Source organism: Gilvibacter sp. CC01, assembly GCF_055755295.1.
In genome coordinates this window covers 1,056,539-1,076,533 of sequence record NZ_CM146909.1, presented here as the reverse complement: position 1 = coordinate 1,076,533, position 19,995 = coordinate 1,056,539, and the positions used below count along the sequence as shown (strand labels likewise).

The 19,995-nt window shown below is 43.9% G+C and carries 14 protein-coding genes; 13 read left to right on the top strand and 1 reads right to left on the bottom strand.

What is annotated here, in order from left to right:
* Positions 1-212 precede the first annotated feature (212 nt).
* The 8 genes from AC0J2F_RS05115 (at position 213) to AC0J2F_RS05080 (ending at position 11,075) form a co-directional block, all read left to right on the top strand.
* Positions 213-1,430 carry an LVIVD repeat-containing protein gene (locus AC0J2F_RS05115; protein WP_473009130.1) on the top strand — a complete coding sequence of 406 codons (1,218 nt, stop codon included), beginning with the start codon at positions 213-215 and terminating at the stop codon, positions 1,428-1,430.
* Between the two features lie 109 nt (positions 1,431-1,539).
* Positions 1,540-4,026, top strand: coding sequence for a type I DNA topoisomerase (topA, locus tag AC0J2F_RS05110; protein WP_473009129.1), 2,487 nt, complete (start codon positions 1,540-1,542; stop codon positions 4,024-4,026).
* 1 nt (position 4,027) lies between these two features.
* Positions 4,028-5,191, top strand: a complete 1,164-nt coding sequence (locus AC0J2F_RS05105) for a formimidoylglutamase (RefSeq protein WP_473009128.1) — start codon at positions 4,028-4,030, stop codon at positions 5,189-5,191.
* A gap of 114 nt (positions 5,192-5,305) precedes the next feature.
* Positions 5,306-6,682: a T9SS ring complex lipoprotein PorK/GldK gene (gene porK / locus AC0J2F_RS05100; protein WP_473009127.1), complete on the top strand. Its 1,377-nt coding sequence runs from the start codon at positions 5,306-5,308 to the stop codon at positions 6,680-6,682.
* 78 nt (positions 6,683-6,760) lie between these two features.
* Positions 6,761-7,408: a type IX secretion system motor protein PorL/GldL gene (gene porL / locus AC0J2F_RS05095; RefSeq protein ID WP_087524438.1), complete on the top strand. Its 648-nt coding sequence runs from the start codon at positions 6,761-6,763 to the stop codon at positions 7,406-7,408.
* A 48-nt stretch (positions 7,409-7,456) separates the two neighbouring features.
* Positions 7,457-9,019, top strand: a complete 1,563-nt coding sequence (gene porM, locus AC0J2F_RS05090; protein ID WP_473009126.1) for a type IX secretion system motor protein PorM/GldM — start codon at positions 7,457-7,459, stop codon at positions 9,017-9,019.
* 22 nt (positions 9,020-9,041) lie between these two features.
* Positions 9,042-9,938: a type IX secretion system ring subunit PorN/GldN gene (gene porN / locus AC0J2F_RS05085; RefSeq protein ID WP_473009369.1), complete on the top strand. Its 897-nt coding sequence runs from the start codon at positions 9,042-9,044 to the stop codon at positions 9,936-9,938.
* A gap of 87 nt (positions 9,939-10,025) precedes the next feature.
* The gene (locus AC0J2F_RS05080) at positions 10,026-11,075 is read left to right on the top strand and encodes an NAD(P)/FAD-dependent oxidoreductase (protein ID WP_473009125.1); all 1,050 of its coding nucleotides are present in this window, start codon (positions 10,026-10,028) and stop codon (positions 11,073-11,075) included.
* Here AC0J2F_RS05080 and AC0J2F_RS05075 read toward each other — a convergent pair.
* Positions 11,053-11,358 (bottom strand): DUF983 domain-containing protein, encoded by a 306-nt coding sequence (locus tag AC0J2F_RS05075; protein WP_473009124.1) that lies wholly within the window; start codon positions 11,356-11,358, stop codon positions 11,053-11,055. The two genes, AC0J2F_RS05080 and AC0J2F_RS05075, sit on opposite strands and share 23 nt — an antisense overlap.
* 142 nt (positions 11,359-11,500) lie before the next feature.
* On the opposite strand from AC0J2F_RS05075, the gene AC0J2F_RS05070 reads away from it, so the two are divergent.
* From AC0J2F_RS05070 to AC0J2F_RS05050, 5 genes are all read left to right on the top strand, one after another.
* Positions 11,501-13,414, top strand: a complete 1,914-nt coding sequence (locus AC0J2F_RS05070) for an ABC-F family ATP-binding cassette domain-containing protein (RefSeq protein ID WP_473009122.1) — start codon at positions 11,501-11,503, stop codon at positions 13,412-13,414.
* 13 nt (positions 13,415-13,427) lie between these two features.
* On the top strand, positions 13,428-14,192 hold the full coding sequence (locus tag AC0J2F_RS05065) for a TerC family protein (RefSeq protein WP_374958324.1): 765 nt from the start codon (positions 13,428-13,430) through the stop codon (positions 14,190-14,192).
* A gap of 95 nt (positions 14,193-14,287) precedes the next feature.
* On the top strand, positions 14,288-15,430 hold the full coding sequence (locus AC0J2F_RS05060) for an efflux RND transporter periplasmic adaptor subunit (protein ID WP_473009120.1): 1,143 nt from the start codon (positions 14,288-14,290) through the stop codon (positions 15,428-15,430).
* Between the two features lie 2 nt (positions 15,431-15,432).
* The gene (locus tag AC0J2F_RS05055) at positions 15,433-18,678 is read left to right on the top strand and encodes an efflux RND transporter permease subunit (RefSeq protein ID WP_473009119.1); all 3,246 of its coding nucleotides are present in this window, start codon (positions 15,433-15,435) and stop codon (positions 18,676-18,678) included.
* Complete coding sequence (locus AC0J2F_RS05050) at positions 18,671-19,990, top strand: TolC family protein (RefSeq protein WP_473009118.1); 1,320 nt, start codon at positions 18,671-18,673, stop codon at positions 19,988-19,990. Before AC0J2F_RS05055 ends, AC0J2F_RS05050 begins: the two co-directional genes overlap by 8 nt.
* The last annotated feature ends 5 nt before the right edge of the window (positions 19,991-19,995 follow it).

Below are 19,995 nucleotides of genomic sequence, written 5' to 3'. Positions count from 1 at the left end.
AATCTTAAATCTAACGCAACGTTTTGCCTTTGCCTGCGTCTGTTAGGAAAATGAATTGCAATTAAACACCACCTAATGAAATGAGCACAAACAAATTTAATTACTAGTATTCCATCGTAATAATTAAATTTTTTGTGCGAAAGCGAAGTGGTTGATCTATGCAGATAATTTTTATTTGCTTGATTATCGGAGAAATAAAAATTCTTAAATAGATGAAAAAGTTAATGTTGATTCTTGTGCTAGCGGGCTTCTGGAGTTGTTCTGACGACACCTATACGCAAGAGGTGCTCATAGCTACAGCTCAAACTACTACCAAGGCCGAATTCAGAGCTAGTGTAGGCCCTGGTCCAGTGCAGCAGATCTCCGAATCAGGAAAAATCTATGCTTATCAGCAATATGTGTTGGTAAATGACAAGTATAAAGGTATTCACATTATAGACAATAGTGACCCTGCGAATCCAGCGAAAATTGGTTTTATCAATATTCCTGGTAATGTAGATATGGCTATTAAAAATGATATACTTTACGCCGATAGCTGGTTGGATCTTTATGTTTTTGATTTCACCGATCCTGCAAACCCGAGTTTGATCAATCGATTGGAAGATGTGTTGCCGGAGCGCCAACCCGATTTTGAAGGGCTCATCTGGGAGGTCGATTACGGAGAGTACGACCCGGCTAGCGAAGTAGTGGTAGGGTGGACCTACACCACAGAACTGCGCGAGTTTGACCGCGGAGATGAGGCTACCATAGATGTGCTTTCGTCTGATGCAGGTGGACAAACCGGTACAGGTGGTTCTTTGGCGCGATTCAACATTACAGGAGATTATTTATATGTGGTGGATTCATTTAGAATTTTTTCTTTCCTGATCAGCGACCTTGACAACCCGCAACTTAGAGGCGACGTTTCGTTAACAGCGAATGTGGAGACCATTTTTAGCGATGGTGATTACCTATATATTGGTAGCCCTGTGGGAATGTTTATTTACGGATTGGATTCTCCTGGGAACCCCAACTTCCTTTCTTCGGTTACCCATATCACCGGTTGCGACCCTGTTGTTGTTCAAGGAGACTATGCTTTCGTTACTGTTCGAGGAGGAAATTGGTGCGGACAACCCGATAGTTTGCTAGATGTTGTGGACATTACCGATCGTTCGAATCCGTTCATAGTCAAATCCGAAGTGATGAACGAACCTTATGGTCTTGGGGTAAAAGGCAACAGGCTTTATGTAAGTGACGGAAGCTTCGGCTTCGCTGTTTACGATATTACCAATCCGGTAGAAGCTAACCGGATCATCACTTACAACGATCTTGAAATTTACGATGTCATTCCAATGGAACAATGGATGATCATGATAGGTAACAATACCTTATACAATTACGAATACACCGATGAAGGAATCGGTCTTATAGCAAGTTTTAGTTTAAATTAAGTTCGCTTTAAATTCCTTCTAAAAGCCCTGTTTTACGCAGGGCTTTTTTAGTGCCTTAATAGGTGTAAAAAAAATTTGACCTACTTTTGTAGCCCAAATAAAATGAAATATGGCGAAGAATTTGGTTATTGTGGAGTCCCCTGCAAAGGCCAAAACTATTGAGAAGTTCCTCGGAAAAGAGTACAAGGTAGCTTCGAGTTTTGGACATATTGTAGACCTTCCTTCTAAGGAATTAGGGGTTGATGTTGAGGGTGATTTCAAGCCGAAATACGTAGTCCCATCGGACAAGAAAAAACTGGTAAAGGAACTCAAAGAAATGGCTGCCAAAGCAGAAATGGTATGGCTAGCTAGTGATGAGGACCGAGAAGGAGAAGCTATTGCATGGCACTTGTTCGAATCCTTAGGGCTTACAGAAGACAAGACCAAACGCATCGTATTTCACGAGATCACCAAATCTGCCATTTTAAAGGCCATTGCCAATCCGCGCTCTATCGATTACAACTTAGTGAATGCCCAACAGGCACGTCGTGTATTGGATAGATTGGTGGGTTATGAGATATCACCAGTATTGTGGCGTAAGGTAAAAGGCGGACTTTCTGCTGGCCGTGTACAATCGGTATCTGTTAGACTAATTGTAGAACGCGAACGCGAGATCATGGATTTCACTTCTGTGGCTTCCTACCGCGTGGATGCCATGTTTGAAACCGAGGAGGGAAAAAGCTTTAAAGCTAAGTTGCCACAGAACTTTGACAGCTCCGCAGAAGCCAATTCCTTCTTAGAAAAGAATTTGAATGCCGATTTCTCAATTGCCAGTCTTACTAAGAAACCGGCTAAGAAATCTCCGGCGGCGCCGTTTACTACTTCTACCTTACAGCAAGAGGCTTCGCGAAAACTTTATTTCTCTGTGAGTAAGACTATGACCTTAGCACAGCGTTTGTACGAAGCGGGTCTTATCACTTATATGAGAACTGATAGCGTTAACCTGTCTGACGAAGCTAAAGCTGCAGCCAAAGAAGAGATCACAAAATCTTACGGAGAGGAGTATTCCAAACCGCGTAACTATAAAGGTAAAGCTAAAGGAGCTCAAGAGGCTCACGAAGCCATTCGCCCAACCGATATGTCGCGTCATGCCGTAGATATCGATAGGGATCAGGCGCGTTTATACGAACTTATCTGGAAACGAACCATTGCTTCTCAGATGAGCGATGCTCAATTGGAGCGCACTCAGGTTAAGATAGAGGCCAACACACACAAGGAGCTTTTTACGGCAAACGGTGAGATGATCAAATTTGACGGTTTCTTAAAAGTATATCTGGAAGGAATAGATGATGATGAGGAAGAGCAAGATGGCATGTTGCCAAGTCTGGTAGAAGGTGATCCGCTCAAGAACAAGTACATCACCGCAACGGAGCGCTTCACGCGTCCGCCGTATAGATACACCGAAGCCTCTTTGGTAAAGAAATTAGAAGAGCTAGGTATTGGGCGTCCGTCTACCTACGCGCCGACTATTTCTACAATCCAGAATAGAAATTACGTTGAGAAAGGTACCGTTGATGGTAGCAAGCGCAAGTACGAGCAGCTTACCTTAAAGAACGGTAAGATCGCTGCTAAAGAGCTGACCGAAATGGTCGGATCAGACAAAGGAAAATTAGTGCCTACAGATATAGGTATGATAGTGAACGACTTCTTGGTCGATCACTTTGACAATATTGTCGATTACAACTTTACCGCTAAGGTAGAGGAGGACTTTGACCAGATTGCCGATGGGGACGAAAAGTGGACGGAAATGATGCGTGATTTCTATCACTCATTCCATCCGCAGGTAAAAGATGTTGCAGAGAACGCCGAACGCGAAAGCGGAGAGCGTATCTTGGGAACCCATCCGGAATCAGGTAAAACTGTCTTGGTGCGCTTGGGTAAGTTTGGTGCTATGGCACAAATTGGAGCCCCGGACGATGAAGAGAAGCAATTTGCCAGTTTAACTCCGGAGCAACAACTCACTACCATTACCCTAGAAGAGGCTTTGGATCTGTTCAAGCTGCCAAGAGGTCTAGGAGAGTATGAAGGAGAAGCCATAGAAGTGAACAACGGTCGTTATGGACCTTATGTGCGTTTTGGCAAGAAATTTATCTCTCTTCCGGCTGGTAAGGATCCGCTAGATGTATCTAAAGAAGATGCTATTGAACTCATTGAGACCAAAAAGAAAGCAGATGCTCCTATATATAGGTATAAAGAGATGCCGGTTCAGAAAGGTAAAGGTCGTTTCGGACCATTTATCAAGTGGAACAATATGTTCATTAATGTGAACAAGAAATACGACTTTGACAATCTGAGTGGAGACGATATAGAAACCCTGATCGAAGATAAACTCCAGAAAGAGCGCGACAAACTGATTCACGACTGGACCGACGCTGGCATTCGCTTAGAAAAGGCGCGTTGGGGTAGGTTCAACTTAATAAAGGGCAAGACCAAAGTAGAACTCCCTAAGACCACCAAGGCACAGGAGATGACCTTAGAAGAAGCTCAGGCGATCTTGGAAAAGCAAGCTCCGAAGAAGAAAATGACCACCAAACGCAAAGCAGCCGCCAAGAAATAAGATGACAGATTTTTTAAGTCCGGTGAGTAAGGCCGTAGTGGCCCACAAAGAGTTATTACCCGATAACACTTTGGGTACTAAGATGCGTATTCACAGTCCGGGAACTGCATTTCCGGATCTCACGGGCTGCGAAATGGCCATCATTGGGGTGCAAGAGAACAGACGTTCTACAGACTTTGTAGGACGCGCGGTATCCTTTGACAACATCAGAAAAGCGGTTTACAGTCTTTACCCTGGCAGTTGGCACATACAAATTGCCGACCTTGGCGATATCACGCCCGGGGAGAGTGTAGAGGATACCTACTTTGCTTTACGACAAGTAGTACTCGAATTGCATCAGCAAAATATCATACCTATAATATTAGGCGGAAGTCAAGATCTGGTTTATGCCAACTATAGGGCGTATGACGATCGCGGTGCTATGGTGAATATGGTGAATGTGGATTCTCGTTTTGACCTTGGCGATGCTGACTTACCGATAAGCAATACCTCTTATATAGGTAAAATGGTAGTAGACAAGCCGTATAATTTGTTCAATTACGCCAATATCGGATATCAGACCTACTTTAACTCCGCAGACGAGATAGACCTTATTGAACGTCTTTACTTTGAAGCCTATCGTTTGGGAGAGGTTGCTGCGGATATTTCTTCCGTAGAACCTATAATGCGTGATGCAGATATTGTAGCTATAGATATCTCGGCCATAAAAAGTACCGAGCTTACCCACGATTATGGCTATATGCCCAACGGTTTTGACGGCAGAGAGATCTGCGCTATTGCTCGATATGCTGGAATTAGCAATCGGGTTAGCTCCTTCGGGATCTACGAGTTGGAGGGTAACAGAGAAGCCGAACGCGCCGCCATGCTTATTGCTCAGATGATCTGGTACTTTGCAGAAGGGGTGAATTATCGCATTGACGACGGAAATTTTACGAACGAAAACGAATACCTCACATACACCGTTCCGGTGAATGAACAGACTTTGCGCTTTAAAAAGAGCAAAAAAACGGGTAGATGGTGGATAGAATTGCCATTTATTTCAAATGTTAATAATAAATTAAAAAGACATACGTTATTACCATGCACGTACCGCGATTATGAGGATGCCTGTAATCAGAAAATTCCTGAACGTTGGTACAAAGCAAGACGTAAAAACGAAGTTTAACAGACTATTTAACGACTTTGCGATTTTAGGGGTTTTTAACTTTTTTGTTGTATTTTTCAAATATTATAAATAGGTTTACTCCCTTAAAATCTTGAACTTTTAACCTAAACACCTATGAAAAAGCTATTTGCAATTGTTGCATTTGCTGCTCTTTTAGTGTCCTGTAATTCGACCGATCGTGGAGAATTGGTTGGTGCTAAAGGAAAGAAATGGCACCCTGAAAAGCCATTCGGAATGACCCTAATTCCGGGAGGATCTTTCATTATGGGTAAAGCTGATGACGACATTGTTGCGGTAAACGATGCCCCGACTCGAACGGTTACCGTGCGCTCCTTTTACATGGATGAGACAGAAATTACGAACGCAGAATACAGGCAATTTGTAAACTGGGTGCGCGATTCTACTGTACGTCTACGTTTGGCTATTTTGGCCGATGAGGTTGGCGCAACACCGGGTGATGATGGTATTGGCGAATTCGCTTTCGTTGACCAGGAGAACACAGACGACATGACTCCTTATGAGAAGTATATGTATGACAACTACTTCGGAATGGGAGACGACTACTACGCTGGTCGTAAGATCAACAGAGACATTGATATCCTTTGGGATACTAGCGAATACCCTGATGAGTATTACGCTGAGGTAATGGACTCTATGTACATTCCTATTGAGGAGGCCTACAACGGACAACGCACTATTGATGTGAGCAAATTGAACTTCCAGTATTCTTATATGGACATTCAAGCTGCTGCTCGCGACAACAGCAAGCGCCGTAAGGACTTCATTAAAAAAGATACGGTTAATGTATATCCTGACACTACCGTATGGATCAAAGACTTTAATTACTCGTACAACGAGCCAATGCACAACGACTACTTCTGGCACGAGGCTTACGGTGAGTACCCAGTTGTGGGTGTGAACTGGAAGCAGGCCAAGGCATTCTGTGCTTGGAGAACTTTATACAAGAACGCTTATCAGAAATCGCGTCGTCGTCAGTACGTGAACAGCTTCCGCTTGCCAGGTGAGGCCGAGTGGGAATACGCTGCACGTGGTGGCTTAGAGTCTGCGACCTTCCCATGGGGTGGTCCTTACGCTAAGAATGACCGCGGATGTTTTATGGCGAACTTTAAGCCGCTTCGTGGTGATTACGCTGCCGACCAGGCATTGTATACTGTTGAGGCAGACGCTTACGAACCAAACGACTACAACCTCTACAACATGGCAGGGAACGTATCGGAATGGGTAGCATCATCTTATGACCCCAATTCATATGACTACACTTCTACGATCAACCCTAACGTGAATGACAAGAATAACATGCGTAAAGTGATCCGCGGTGGATCTTGGAAGGATGTTGCATACTTCCTGCAAGTGAGTACTCGCGACTACGAATACGCTGATTCTGCACGTAGCTACATTGGTTTTAGAACTGTGCAGGATTATATGGGAACCGACGTCGTTCTTAACGAACAATTCGGCGACGGTCGATAAAGACATCACCGGTCTATGCTAGCCGGTGTTCATTTAGTAAAATGACTAACAGTAGTAACTTAACTTAATTTATTTATTATGGCACAATCAAAATCTTCTAAGAAGCTATTTAACATGGCTTACGGACTAGGAGCCTCTATTGTTATCCTAGGGGCACTATTTAAGATCCTTCACTGGGAGCTAGGACCACTTAATGGTGGTGTACTACTTGCAGTAGGACTAATTACAGAAGCAATCATTTTTGCTATCTCTGCTTTCGAACCAGTAGACGACGATCTAGACTGGTCATTGGTTTACCCAGAACTAGCTGGAGGTAAATCAAATGGAAAGAAAAAAGATGAAAAACCCCAAGACGCCCAAGGTCTACTATCACAAAAATTAGACGAAATGCTTAAAGCAGCTAAGATCGACGAAGGTCTTATGACAAGTCTAGGAGAAAGCATCCGTTCTTTTGAAGGCGCAGCTAAGAGTATGGCCCCTACTACCGAAGCTATGAATTCAACTAAGAAGTACAGTGAAGAGATGGCTTTAGCCGCTGCTCAAATGGAGTCGCTAAACTCACTTTACAAAGTACAGGTTGAATCTACCAGCCGTCAGGCAGAAGTAAACGAGCAAGTTGTAGAAAATGCAGCTCAATTGAAAGCACAAATGGAAAATTTGACTTCTAACCTTTCTTCATTGAACGGTGTATACGGAGGTATGCTTTCTGCAATGAATAGAAACTAAGATAGTTTTTACTTACTAATAACCCCTTAATCTAAAACAGAAGAAGTTATGGCAGGAGGAAAACTATCTCCGCGGCAGAAGATGATTAACCTGATGTATCTGGTTTTCATCGCTATGCTCGCCCTCAACATCTCCAAGGAAGTCTTGACTGCCTTTGGACTGTTGAACGAAAAACTAGAAGATGCGAATGTTGCATCCACAGAGCGTAACGACGCCCTTTTGGCAAGTCTTGCTACTAAGGCTAGTGACTCTCCGGAGCAATATGCGGATCTTAAAACAAAGGCCGACCAAGTTAGTTCTATCTCTGATGAATTCGACGCAGTAGTGGAGAAGATCAAAAAAGAGATGGAAGGTACCGTAGAAGACCCGACAGACTACGAAGTGATGGACAAATCTGATTTCTTAGATCAGAAGTTCTTTAACGCAGACGGTCTTAAGGCAGAAGGAAAAGCCTTTTTAGACGCAGTAAACAAGTATCGCACCCAAATGGTAACTGCCATTGGTGAAGATTATCCAGAGATCAAAGACTATGTAGAGAAGAACTTTTCTACAGGACAGGTTGAAGATCGTGACGGTCTTAAGATCGACTGGATGAACTACAACTTTGAGCGTGTTCCTATGGTAGCGTCTTTGACCAAGCTTACACAAATGCAAGCGGACATCAAGACCACTAAAAGCGAATTGCTTGGTAAAATGCTACAAGGACAGCAGGCTACTCTGCTTTCTATGAGCAATTACAATACTTTCATGGATGCACCTAAGTCTGCGTACTACGTAGGAGAGACCTTTGACGGGGAGATCTTACTAGGACGTACAGATGCCTCTACTGTTCCTCAGCGTGTTGAACTTACTTTGGACGGTCGTCCATTAGGAGAAGACAATTATGAGATCGACGGTGGTCGTATCAAGCTTAAAATTGGTGCTGGTGGAGCTGGAGATCACAAGATCGAAGGTAAACTGATCTACGGAGAAGAAGGTAAAGAATTTGAGGTGGAAGTGAACACTGGTTTCGCTACCATCACTAAGCCAAACTCCGCAGTAATCTCTGCCGACAAGATGAATGTAGTATACCGCGGTGTTGAAAACCCAATGACGGTATCTATCCCTGGTATTCCAGATAACAATGTTTCTGCCTCAGGTGCCGGTCTTAGCCGTGTATCTGGAAGCAAGTATCTGATGAAGCCTGGTCAAGGACGTGAGGTAACTATTACCGCTAGCGGTACACTACCTGACGGTCAACGTATCAGTACTCCAGCTACTTTCCGTATCAAGGACATTCCACGTCCAACAGGTACAGTAAGTGGTGAAGATGGAAACGGTGGTGCAGTACGTATGCCGAGATCATCTTTGGAAATTGCTTCAGTAGGAGCAGCATTGTTAGACTTTGACTTTGATTTGAACCTTTCTGTAACTAGCTTTAGTTTCAAAGTTTCCGGACAACCAACAGTTGTGGTTAACGGACGTAAACTAGACGATAGAGCTAAAGCTGCCCTACGTAGAGCTAAGCGCGGTGAAACTGTTCAGATCTTTGATATCAAAGCTCAGATCCAAGGAAACTCAGGTTACAGACTACAGCGAATCTCTCCTGTATTTGTAGAGTTAACAAACTAGAATAAAAAAAGCTATAGAAATGATGAAGTCAAGAATTGCTTTGGTATTTGTTATGACCTTGATGGTAAGCTTTACCACCTTGGCCCAGCGCAATATACTCAATGCCAAGACTCCCGAGGAGATCGGAATGAAGACAGCAGAACAGATCGCTTATGATAATGACGAGCCGCTACCTTATGGTTACGTAGACGAGCGTGATGTATTGTGGTCTAAAACCACTTGGGAGATCATTGACTTGGACGAGCGTGTAAACTTTCCGCTTTACTACCCAATTGACACCAACAACATCGGTGCAGACAGACGTTCGCTTTACGATGTATTGGTAAGAAACATCAAGGATGGTAATATTGAGCACGTTTACTCAGACTCTTACTTTACAGAAAAACGTACCCTTAACGATATCAGTGCTTCTTTGCGCTATACAGACACTACCGATGCCGGTATCCGTCAGTTCAACGCAGAAGGCCGTGTGGATGATGAATACATCCGTAAATTCGACTTGGGTGCAGCAGATATTTTGGAATGGCACATACGCGGTTACTGGTACCTAGACAAGCGTCAAGGTGAATTGAAGTACCGTTTGCTAGGATTGGCTCCGGTTGCACCGGAAGCGCGTTCTTTGGCCTTCCCAGATCAGCAAACTGATAAAGTAGAATTGTTTTGGGTTTGGTTCCCGAGTGCGCGTAAGGTGCTACACGAGGCCAAGGCGTTCAACCGTTTGAACACTTCCCAACCCATATCGTTCGACCATATCTTGAATTCTAGACGCTTTAATGGTATAATCTACCGCGAGGACAATGTCCAAGGAGACCGACAGGTTAAGGATTATATCAGCGATAACGCACTCATGCAATTGCTTGAGTCCGACAGAATCAAAGAAAGGATCCGCAATCTTGAAATGGATATGTGGAACTATTAACAGAAGAATTTCCATTAGTAAATTAGGGAAAAGCGCTACTCATTTTGGGTAGCGCTTTTGTTTTTTATAGTAGTATTTTTGCTGTGGATGAAAACCGAAGTAGATTATATCGTTGTTGGGCTGGGCTTGGCCGGGATCAACTTTGTGGAGCTCTTGCAAAAGCAGGGCAAGTCCTTTGTGGTCTTTGACAGCGGTGATAATTATTCCTCCTGGGTGTCGGGTGGCTTATATAATCCTGTGATCTTAAAACGGCTTACACTTTCTTGGAATGCTGCGGAGCAGTTAGCCCGGGCTTTGCCGGTTTACAGTGCTATAGAATCGCGATTGGGTAAGACCTTTGATCATAAACTACCCGTACATAAAAAGTTTCAGTCTTATGAAGATCTGAATAATTGGACAATTGCCACCGACAAACCGCATTTAAAACCCTATTTGAATCCTACTCCTATTAGCAAAGCACCAAAAGGAGTTAAGGTTCCTTTTGGAATGGGACAGGTACTGAACACTGGGAAGGTCGATACTGCTGGACTCGTGCAAGCTTATGCAGAAAATTTGCGCGAGCAGGGTTTGCTAATCGGTGAACGCCTAGATTACAACCAGCTCGATCTGACTACAGGCGTTGGATACAAGAATATCCAGGCCAAGAAGATCGTTTTTGCAGAAGGTTTTGGCTTAAAGCAGAACCCTTATTTCGATTCTTCTAAACTAAAAGGTAACAAAGGGGAATTGCTTATCGTTGATGTGCCGGATCTCAAACTTGATTTTGTCTTAAAGACCGATGTGTTCATCATCCCCTTAGGTGGTACTCGTTTCTCTGTTGGGGCTACCTACAATTGGCAGGATAAAACCCTGGACCCAACCGCCGAAGGCAAAGAAAAATTGCTTAAGGCCTTAGAAAAACTCATCGAACTAGATTATACGGTTGTAGAACATCGCGTTGGGATAAGACCCACAACTGCAGATCGCCGTCCACTAGTGGGTCTGCATCCGAAGTACACACAAATGGCTATGCTCAACGGTTTGGGTACGCGCGGAATAATGATTGGCCCAACGGTTGCGCATCAGTTATATGAGCATCTTGAGCACGATCAGCCCTTACCAGAAGAGATAGACATTAAGCGTTTTTATCGTAATTGAAAAAGAAGTTGATCCAGATATTTCTGGACAGGCGTAGTATGACAGGCAGTCCTAGTACCAAAACGGCCACAATTGCCAAGAAAGACTGCAAACGATCCATTCCTAAGAAAACATAGGTAATGATAAAGGTGGCGACTGCAAAGGCAACACCTACGCCGTAACTCACATACATGGCTCCGTAAAAGAAAGAGGGCTCTATTTTGTATTTGGTGTTGCAATGGGAGCAGCGCTCGTTCATTTGTAAGGTCTTCTTGGGCGCATATAGCTTACTGCTGGTGTACATGCTTTCCTTTTGACAGACCGGGCAAGTTCCTGTTAATATGCTGTATAATTTGCTCCCTTTGAACATTTGAAAATGTATTTGATTTACCTTACAAAATTAGGGATATTTGCACTACCAAAAATGTGACTTAAGTCACTATTCTATGTTAAACGTACACAACTTATCGGTTTCTTTTCAGGGTGAGGATCTCTTTAGCGAACTTACCTTTAAATTGGGTGGAGGAGACCGTGTAGGTCTTGTTGGAAAGAACGGCGCTGGGAAGTCTACTTTGCTGCGGATCTTGGCCCAAGAGCAAGAATACGATTCTGGACAGATAGCCACAGACAAGGAACTTCGCATAGGATTCTTAAAGCAAGACATTGACTTTGAAAAAGGATGTACGGTAAAAGAAGAAGCGCAGAAGGCCTTTGTAAAGATCAAAGAACTGGAAGCGCGCTTGGAGCAGATCAATCAACAATTGGCAGAGCGCACCGATTACGAGAGCGAGAGCTATAACCAGCTTATGATAGACCTTAACGACGTACAACATCAATACGAATTGTTGGGGGGTTATAATTATCAAGGCGATACCGAACGAATTCTAAAAGGTCTTGGTTTTACTGCTGCGGATTTTGACAAGCTCACTTCCACTTTTTCTGGAGGGTGGCGTATGCGCGTAGAACTCGCTAAACTGCTCTTGCAAGACAACGATGTCTTATTACTCGATGAGCCGACCAACCACTTGGATATTGAATCTATTTTATGGCTGGAGGAGTTTTTAAAACAGTATACGGGAGCCGTTGTTATTGTATCCCACGATAAGGTCTTCTTAGATACTATTACCAATCGCACCATAGAGATCTCCTTGGGCCGTATTTACGATTATCCGAAACCCTATAGCGAGTATTTAATGCTACGCAATGAGCTGCGTACCCAGCAGTTGGCGGCGCAAAAGAATCAGCAGAAACAGATCGCCCAAACCGAAAAGCTTATTGAGAAGTTCAGAGCTAAGGCCTCTAAAGCAACCATGGCGCAGTCGCTGATCAAAAAACTGGACAAGATAGATCGCATAGAAGTAGACCAAGACGACAATGCTGTGATGAGTGTTCGCTTTCCGGTCTCTGTTACTCCAGGTAAGATAGTGCTAGAGTTAGAAGATGTAGCCAAGAGCTATGGTGATAAGCGCGTCTTGCGGCCTTTAGAAATGTTGGTGGAGCGCGATAGCAAGATAGCCTTTGTGGGTCAGAACGGACAAGGAAAGACCACCCTGGCCAAGATCATTGTTGGCGAGATCGCTCACGAAGGTAAGGTCAAGCTAGGCCACAATGTACAACTGGGTTATTTTGCCCAGGATCAGGCAGATCATTTGGATGGATCCAAAACGGTTTTAGATACCATGATCGATGCAGCCAACGAAAAGAATAGAACCAAGGTAAGGGATATTCTTGGGGCATTTCTCTTTAGAGATGAAGCTGTAGACAAATACGTGCGCGTATTATCTGGAGGTGAACGCAATCGTTTGGCGTTGGCTAAGCTGCTTTTACAACCCTTCAATGTGCTTATTATGGATGAGCCTACCAATCACTTGGACATCAAGTCCAAAAATGTATTAAAAGAGGCCCTTGCCAATTATGAGGGTACCTTGATCTTGGTGTCTCACGACCGGGACTTTTTACAAGGCCTCACCAATAAGGTTTACGAATTTAGAGATCACAAGATCAAAGAGTATTTGGGTGATATTGAGTATTTCTTGCAAGAACGCAACTTGCGTTCCATGCGAGAAGCAGAAAAGCGTAGCGTGGTCCTAGTGGCTAAGACAGTTAGTACAGCGTCCAAGAAGTCTTACGAAGAGCAAAAACAGCTCAAATCGCTTAAAAACAAGCTTAGCAAGGTGGAATCGCAGATCTCAGCTTTGGAGAAAGCCATAAAAGAGTCAGACGTCGCCTTAGAAGTGAATTACGACGAAACCGTGAAAGATCCTTCCTTTTTTGACGGATATCAAGCCAAAAAAGACGAACTTGAACAACTCATGCAGCGCTGGGAAGACATCAGCGAAGCTATAGATCAATTGAATTAACGCCCTTTAGATTATGTGGGAACTATTGACCAGCACCGAAGCCTGGGCAGCCTTTTTGACCTTGGTGATCATGGAGATCATCTTAGGGGTCGATAATATTGTGTTTATTTCGATTCAAACCGATAAACTCCCGCCCGAGCAACAGAAAAAAGGGCGTAACCTCGGTTTGCTCTTCGCCTTGTTCACACGGATCGTTCTGCTGTTGTCCATCACTTGGGTAATGACTCTGACCACGCCACTATTCAATTTGGCGGATTGGTTTGGTATAGATGGCGAATGGCATGAACGACTATCGATCTCGGGACGCGATCTCATTTTAATGATCGGTGGGATGTTCCTGATGTATAAGAGTATAAAAGAGATCCACGAGAATGTCGAAGGCGAGTCGCATCTAGCCACCGGCAAGAAAAAACCATCTAGCTTCTTAAACACAGTGATCCAAATTGGTCTCTTAGATATAGTATTTGGACTCGATTCTGTGATCACCGCTGTGGGTATGGCAGAAGATGTGGAAATTATGATAGCTGCTGTGGTAGTAAGTATGATCTTTATGGTCTTTAGTCTGAACTTTATCAGCCAGTTTGTGAATCAGCATCCGAGTGTGAAGATATTAGCCCTTTCTTTCTTACTGCTGATAGGGATCTCCCTGATTGCAGAATCCATAGAACAACCTATAGCTAAAGGATATATCTATTCGGCCATGGCCTTCTCTATTTTTGTGGAGTTCTTGGTGATCCGCTCCGCGAAGAACAAAGGTCAGAAGCGCGCTTCAAATTGAGTTTTTAGACAGTCTTAATATCTCTTTTATTTATGAATCCTTTAACGCGAGGCCCTTTGTAGTTGCAGTAATTTTGCGTGTTAACCAACCGGAAAATGCGTAAAATTCTATTATATCTCTTCGGAGCACTTTTGCTGGTAGCTGCCTTTTTTGGGGCAAAAGCTATAATAGGTGCGAACAAGCAACCCAAACCAGTAGCCAAGGAAGTTGTTAAAACCGTATTTGTAACTCCTGTTTCTAATGCAACTGTACCTATCACGGTGGCTGCCAATGGAACACTAATGGCTAAGAACAGGTTGCAGGTATATGCAGAGGTTCAAGGAGTATTCAACAGCAGCAGTCGCGACTTTAAACCTGGACAAGAATACCGTCGTGGAGAAGTTCTTTTGCGTCTGGATGCGGATGAGTTCTATGCCTCCGTACAGTCTGCACGTAGTGAATTCTATAATCTGATCACCTCCTTGATGCCAGACCTGCGTTTGGATTATCCAGAAGCTTATCCGGTTTGGCAAAATTATCTCGGTAGTATAAGTATTGATAAATCCTTGCCAGCACTACCAGAGCTCAAGGATGATAAATTGGGATATTTTATTAGCGGTCGAGGCATAACCACCGCTTATTACAACATTAAGAACCAAGAACAGCGCTTGGGCAAATATGTGATGCGTGCGCCCTTTGACGGAATATTGACCGCAGCCTTGGTCAATAAGGGAACACTGGTTCGAACCGGACAACAATTGGGTGAATTCATTGATCCATCCAGTTACGAATTGGAACTCGCGGTAAGTAAGGAATTTAGCGATCTGCTCAAACGAGGTGCGGCAGTGACCTTAGTCAACCTCAACAAGACCCGAACCTATACAGGTACTGTGAGTCGGATCAACGCAAAGATCGATCAAGCTACCCAGACCATCGCGGTATTTGTCGATGTTGCTGCTCCAGACCTCAAGGAAGGTATGTACTTAGAGGCGGCCCTTGTGGCTCGTGATCAGCAAAATGCGATACAGATCAGTAGAAAATTATTGGTAAACGAATCTGAGGTCTATGTGGTTCGCGACTCGGTGCTGGATCTTATCGCAGTAGATCCTGTTCATTTTTCAGATAAGAATGTGGTGATTAAAGGCCTAGAAGACGGTCTGCTTATGTTGTCAAAACCCATCCCAGGTGCCTATCCTGGCATGAAGGTCAAATACATAATGGATGAAGCCCAAGAGGCCAAAACCACAGCACAGCCCTAATTATGAGAAAACTCATTAGTTATTTTATCAAGTTCGAGGTTGCTGTCAATGTCTTGATAATCGCCTTCATTATTTTTGGGGTGATAGGAATGCTACGACTTAAATCGTCGTTCTTTCCGCTTCAGGAATCGGAGATCATCAGTATCAATATAGCCTATCCTGGTGCAGCTCCGCAGGAGATAGAAGAAGGAGTTGTTCTAAAAATAGAAGACAACCTAAAAGGCCTTAAGGGTGTGGAACGGGTTACTTCGGTCTCACGAGAAAATGGCGGAAGTATCACTGTAGAGATCGATTCAGACGAAGATATTGACGTCATGTTGGCCGAGGTCAAGAACGCAGTAGATCGCGTGCCCAATTACCCAACAGGAATGGAACCTTTGGTTGTTGCCAAGCAGGAGCAGGTTAGACAGACCATTGACTTTGCCATTAGTGGCGATAATGTAGATCTGGCAACCTTAAAGCAAATTGGACGTCAAGTAGAAAATGACTTACGGGCGATCGAGGGAATTTCTCAGATCACCGTCTCTGGATATCCGGAAGAGGAGATCGAGATCGCGGTAAGAGAAAACGATCTGCTAGCATATAACCTGAGTTTTACCGAAGTTGCTAATGCTGTTGCACAGGCCAATATTTTAAGTAGCGGAGGAAACATCAAGACCGAGGCAGAAGATTATTTGATCCGAGCCAATAACCGGTCGTACTACGGAGACGAACTCAACGGACTCATTGTTAGAGCCAATCCTAACGGAACTATTGTACGTCTAGATGATGTAGCCGATGTTAGAGATCGTTTTTCTGAAACCCCAAATGCGTCTTATTTCAATGGAAATGTGGCGGTTAATATCGGCATAACCAACACCAATAATGAAGATTTAATTTCTTCTGCAGAGGCTGTTAATGACTATGTAGAGACCTTTAATCAGAAGTACAAAGCGGTACAGATCAACGTGGTGAGCGATTCATCTATAAGGCTAAACCAACGTACAGATCTCTTGCTAGAAAACGGGGCCATGGGAATTCTTTTGGTGTTGTTGTTCTTGTCCTTCTTTTTAAATACGCGTTTGGCATTTTGGGTTGCCTTTGGCTTGCCAATATCTTTTCTGGGGATGTTCATTTTTGCGGCTCAATTCGGAGTGACCATCAATGTGCTTTCGCTCTTTGGTATGATCATCGTGATTGGAATCCTGGTGGACGATGGAATCGTGATCTCTGAAAATATCTATCAGCAATACGAAAAGGGAAAACCCAGGATACAAGCGGCCATAGACGGAACTATGGAGGTGTTGCCACCTATCCTATCGGCGATCCTGACAACCATTTTGGCCTTTTCTACCTTTATGTTCTTAGATGGTCGAATCGGGAATTTTTTCAGTGAGGTTTCCGTGATTGTAATGCTGACATTAGGAGTATCGCTAATAGAAGCACTTATCATCTTGCCAGCGCATATTGCACATTCTAAAGCTTTATTACCACCAGAGGAGCAAGAGAAGGAAAGCCAATCTGGAATAGGAAAATTCTTTGCTAAACTCAGAAGTTTTAACGTGTATGGCGATCGTTTTATGCGCTATTGCCGCGATAGGATATACAGCCCTGTATTGGCCTTCTCATTAAAGAACCGATTCTTGACCTTTTCGATCTTAATGGCACTTATGATCTTAACCGTCGGAGCCTTTCAAGGAAATGTGATTAAGAGTTCATTCTTTCCTAGAATTGCGAGCGATCGGGTAAGTATCGATCTGCTAATGCCAGAGGGTACCAACCCGCGCATCACGGATTCTATAATTACCCTTGTAGAACGAGAGGCCTGGAAGGTGAATGAGGATTTTACTGCACGTCAGACCGGCAACAAGCAGGTAGTCGAAAATATCATTAAACGTGTGGGTCCCGGGAACAACAAAGCGTCTTTAGCCGTTAACCTATTACCCGGAGAAGAACGCGATTTTAGCTCTCCAGAGATCACCAATGCTATTAGAAATGCGGTGGGCGAGGTATACGGTGTAGAGCGACTTACCTTCGGTTCCGGAGGAAATTTTGGAGGAAGTCCTGTCTCGGTCTCCCTACTTGGAAATAATTCCACAGAACTCGAGGCTGCCAAGACAGAACTTAGAGAATACATGGATAACAATCCGTTGCTGGCAGATGTTACCGATACGGATCCGGAAGGTATCAAAGAGATCAATATAGAGCTCAACGAAAGTGCTTACGCCCTTGGCTTGAACTTAAGAGAAGTCATGAGTCAGGTACGTGCAGGATTCTTTGGTTTGCAGGCACAGCGATTTCAGCGCGGGCAAGACGAGATTCGGGTTTGGGTGCGCTATGACAGAACCAACAGAGAATCTATAGAAGATCTTGACCAAATGCGGATACTTACTCCGGCGGGCACAAGAGTTCCTTTTGGGGAGATAGCCAATTACAGTATAGCTCGGGGAGTGGAATCCATTAGCCACTTGAACGGACAACGGGAAATACAACTCAATGCAGATCTGGCTGATCTGGAAACCAGTCCAACAGAGATCTTAGATGAGATCAGAAATCAAGTGATGCCAGACATCCTATCCAAGTATCCAACTGTAACTCCATTATATGAAGGGCAAAACAGAGAGGCTCTAAAATTACAGCGTTCTGCAAATGCGGTGATCCCAGTGGTTTTGTTTTTGATCTATGTGGTCATTGCTTTCACCTTTAGAAGTTACAGCCAACCGCTTATGCTAATATTGCTTATTCCATTCAGCTTTATCGCGGTGGCTTGGGGTCATTGGTTGCACAATTTCCCGATCAATATCTTGTCGGCATTGGGGATCATTGCCCTTATTGGGATCATGGTCAACGACGGCCTGGTACTTATAGGAAAATTCAACAGCTTTCTCAAAGAAGGGATGAAGTTCGACCAAGCTTTATACGAAGCAGGGCGCTCCCGATTTAGGGCTATTTTCCTAACCTCTTTAACTACTATTGCGGGAATAGCCCCACTGCTTTTAGAAAAGAGCAGACAGGCTCAGTTCCTTATCCCGATGGCTATTAGTATTGCCTACGGAATTGCTATTGCCACGGTGCTTACACTCATCATTTTACCGCTTATGCTCTCTGTGGCTAACGATATTAAGACCAATGGTTTCTGGTTGATCTCAGGAAGGAAGATCCCAAAAGAGGCGGCAGAACGAGCCATAAAAGAATTAGAAGTTGAACAGGGGCACAATCAGCCGGCAGCAATGACCGCAGCGGCTCCACAAACTGTCTCAGGTGAATAAGTCAACTTACATATTATTATTTATTCTGTTGCCGCTATGCGCCATTGGGCAGGAACTACCTCAATTGTCAAAAGAAACTGCGGTAGCAGAAGCTTTAGAACGCAATTTTGGAATTGTAATCGCTAGAAATCAACTTGCCATTGCAGATGCCAACTCTAGTATTTTGAATTCTCGTTTTTTGCCAATTGTAAGTGCAACAGCGGGCTTTAATTACAGCAATGAAGATCAGGAGGTGACCTTTAGAAATGGGGAAGTCAATGCTGTAAACGGTGCCGAAACAGAGCGTTATAATGCAGCGCTGAATTTGAATTACACTCTTTTTGATGGTTTGGGTAGATGGTATGACTACAAGCGTTTCAAAGAGCAATACAACTTGAGTGAATTACAGGTTCGGCAGACCATTGAAACCACCTTATTGCAGTTGTTCACCGTCTATTATGAGGTTGCACGCTTGCGCGAGAATGTTTCGGTGCTAGAACAGACCTACGCCAATACGCAAGACAGACTTACGCGGGCGCAATACCAGTTCGATTACGGACAAGTGAACAAATTGGAGGTGCTCAATGCAGAGGTGGATCTGGTTACTGATAGTATCAATCTTATCAACGGAAGACAGCTATTGCGCAATGCCAAACGCGATCTTACTGTGGTGCTTAACAGTGAGCTAGAAAGGGAGTTTACAGTAGACACAGCGGTGAATTTTATTAATCCCATCCGCATCGAGGAGTTTTATACAGCTGCTCCACAAAACAATGTCGAATTGTTGATTGCTAAGAGCAATATCCAAGTGAGTGATTACAGTTACAAGGCTGCAAAAAGTGTTTTCTTGCCAAGTCTGAATCTCAATGGTTCCTACGGATGGAACGAGGGACAGTTCCCCGTAACTAGTTTTGCCACCAGTAGTACCAGTACAGGGCTCTCTGTTGGTTTGAGCTTGAATTGGAACCTCTTTGATGGAGGAACAGGAATCACCAATGTAAAGACAGCGCGTATTCTAAGAGATAATCAGGAGTTGGTCGAGAAGCAGTTAGAGGTAGAGACCGCTAGAAATCTAGCGAACGCCCGCGGAAACTATCAGAATAGTTTAGAGATATATAGGCTGCAAAGACAAAATGTACTGACCGCTCAGGATAATTATGAGCGCTCCGCAGAGCGTTATAAATTAGGGCAGATCTCTTCGGTAGAACTCCGACAAGCCCAGATCAATTTGCTCAACAGTCAGACCAATCGAAATTTGGCCAAGTATCAGGCCAAGCTTGCAGAACTTGAGCTCTTACAGCTTTCTGGTCAAATTCTTAATGTGGATTTCTAATGGCT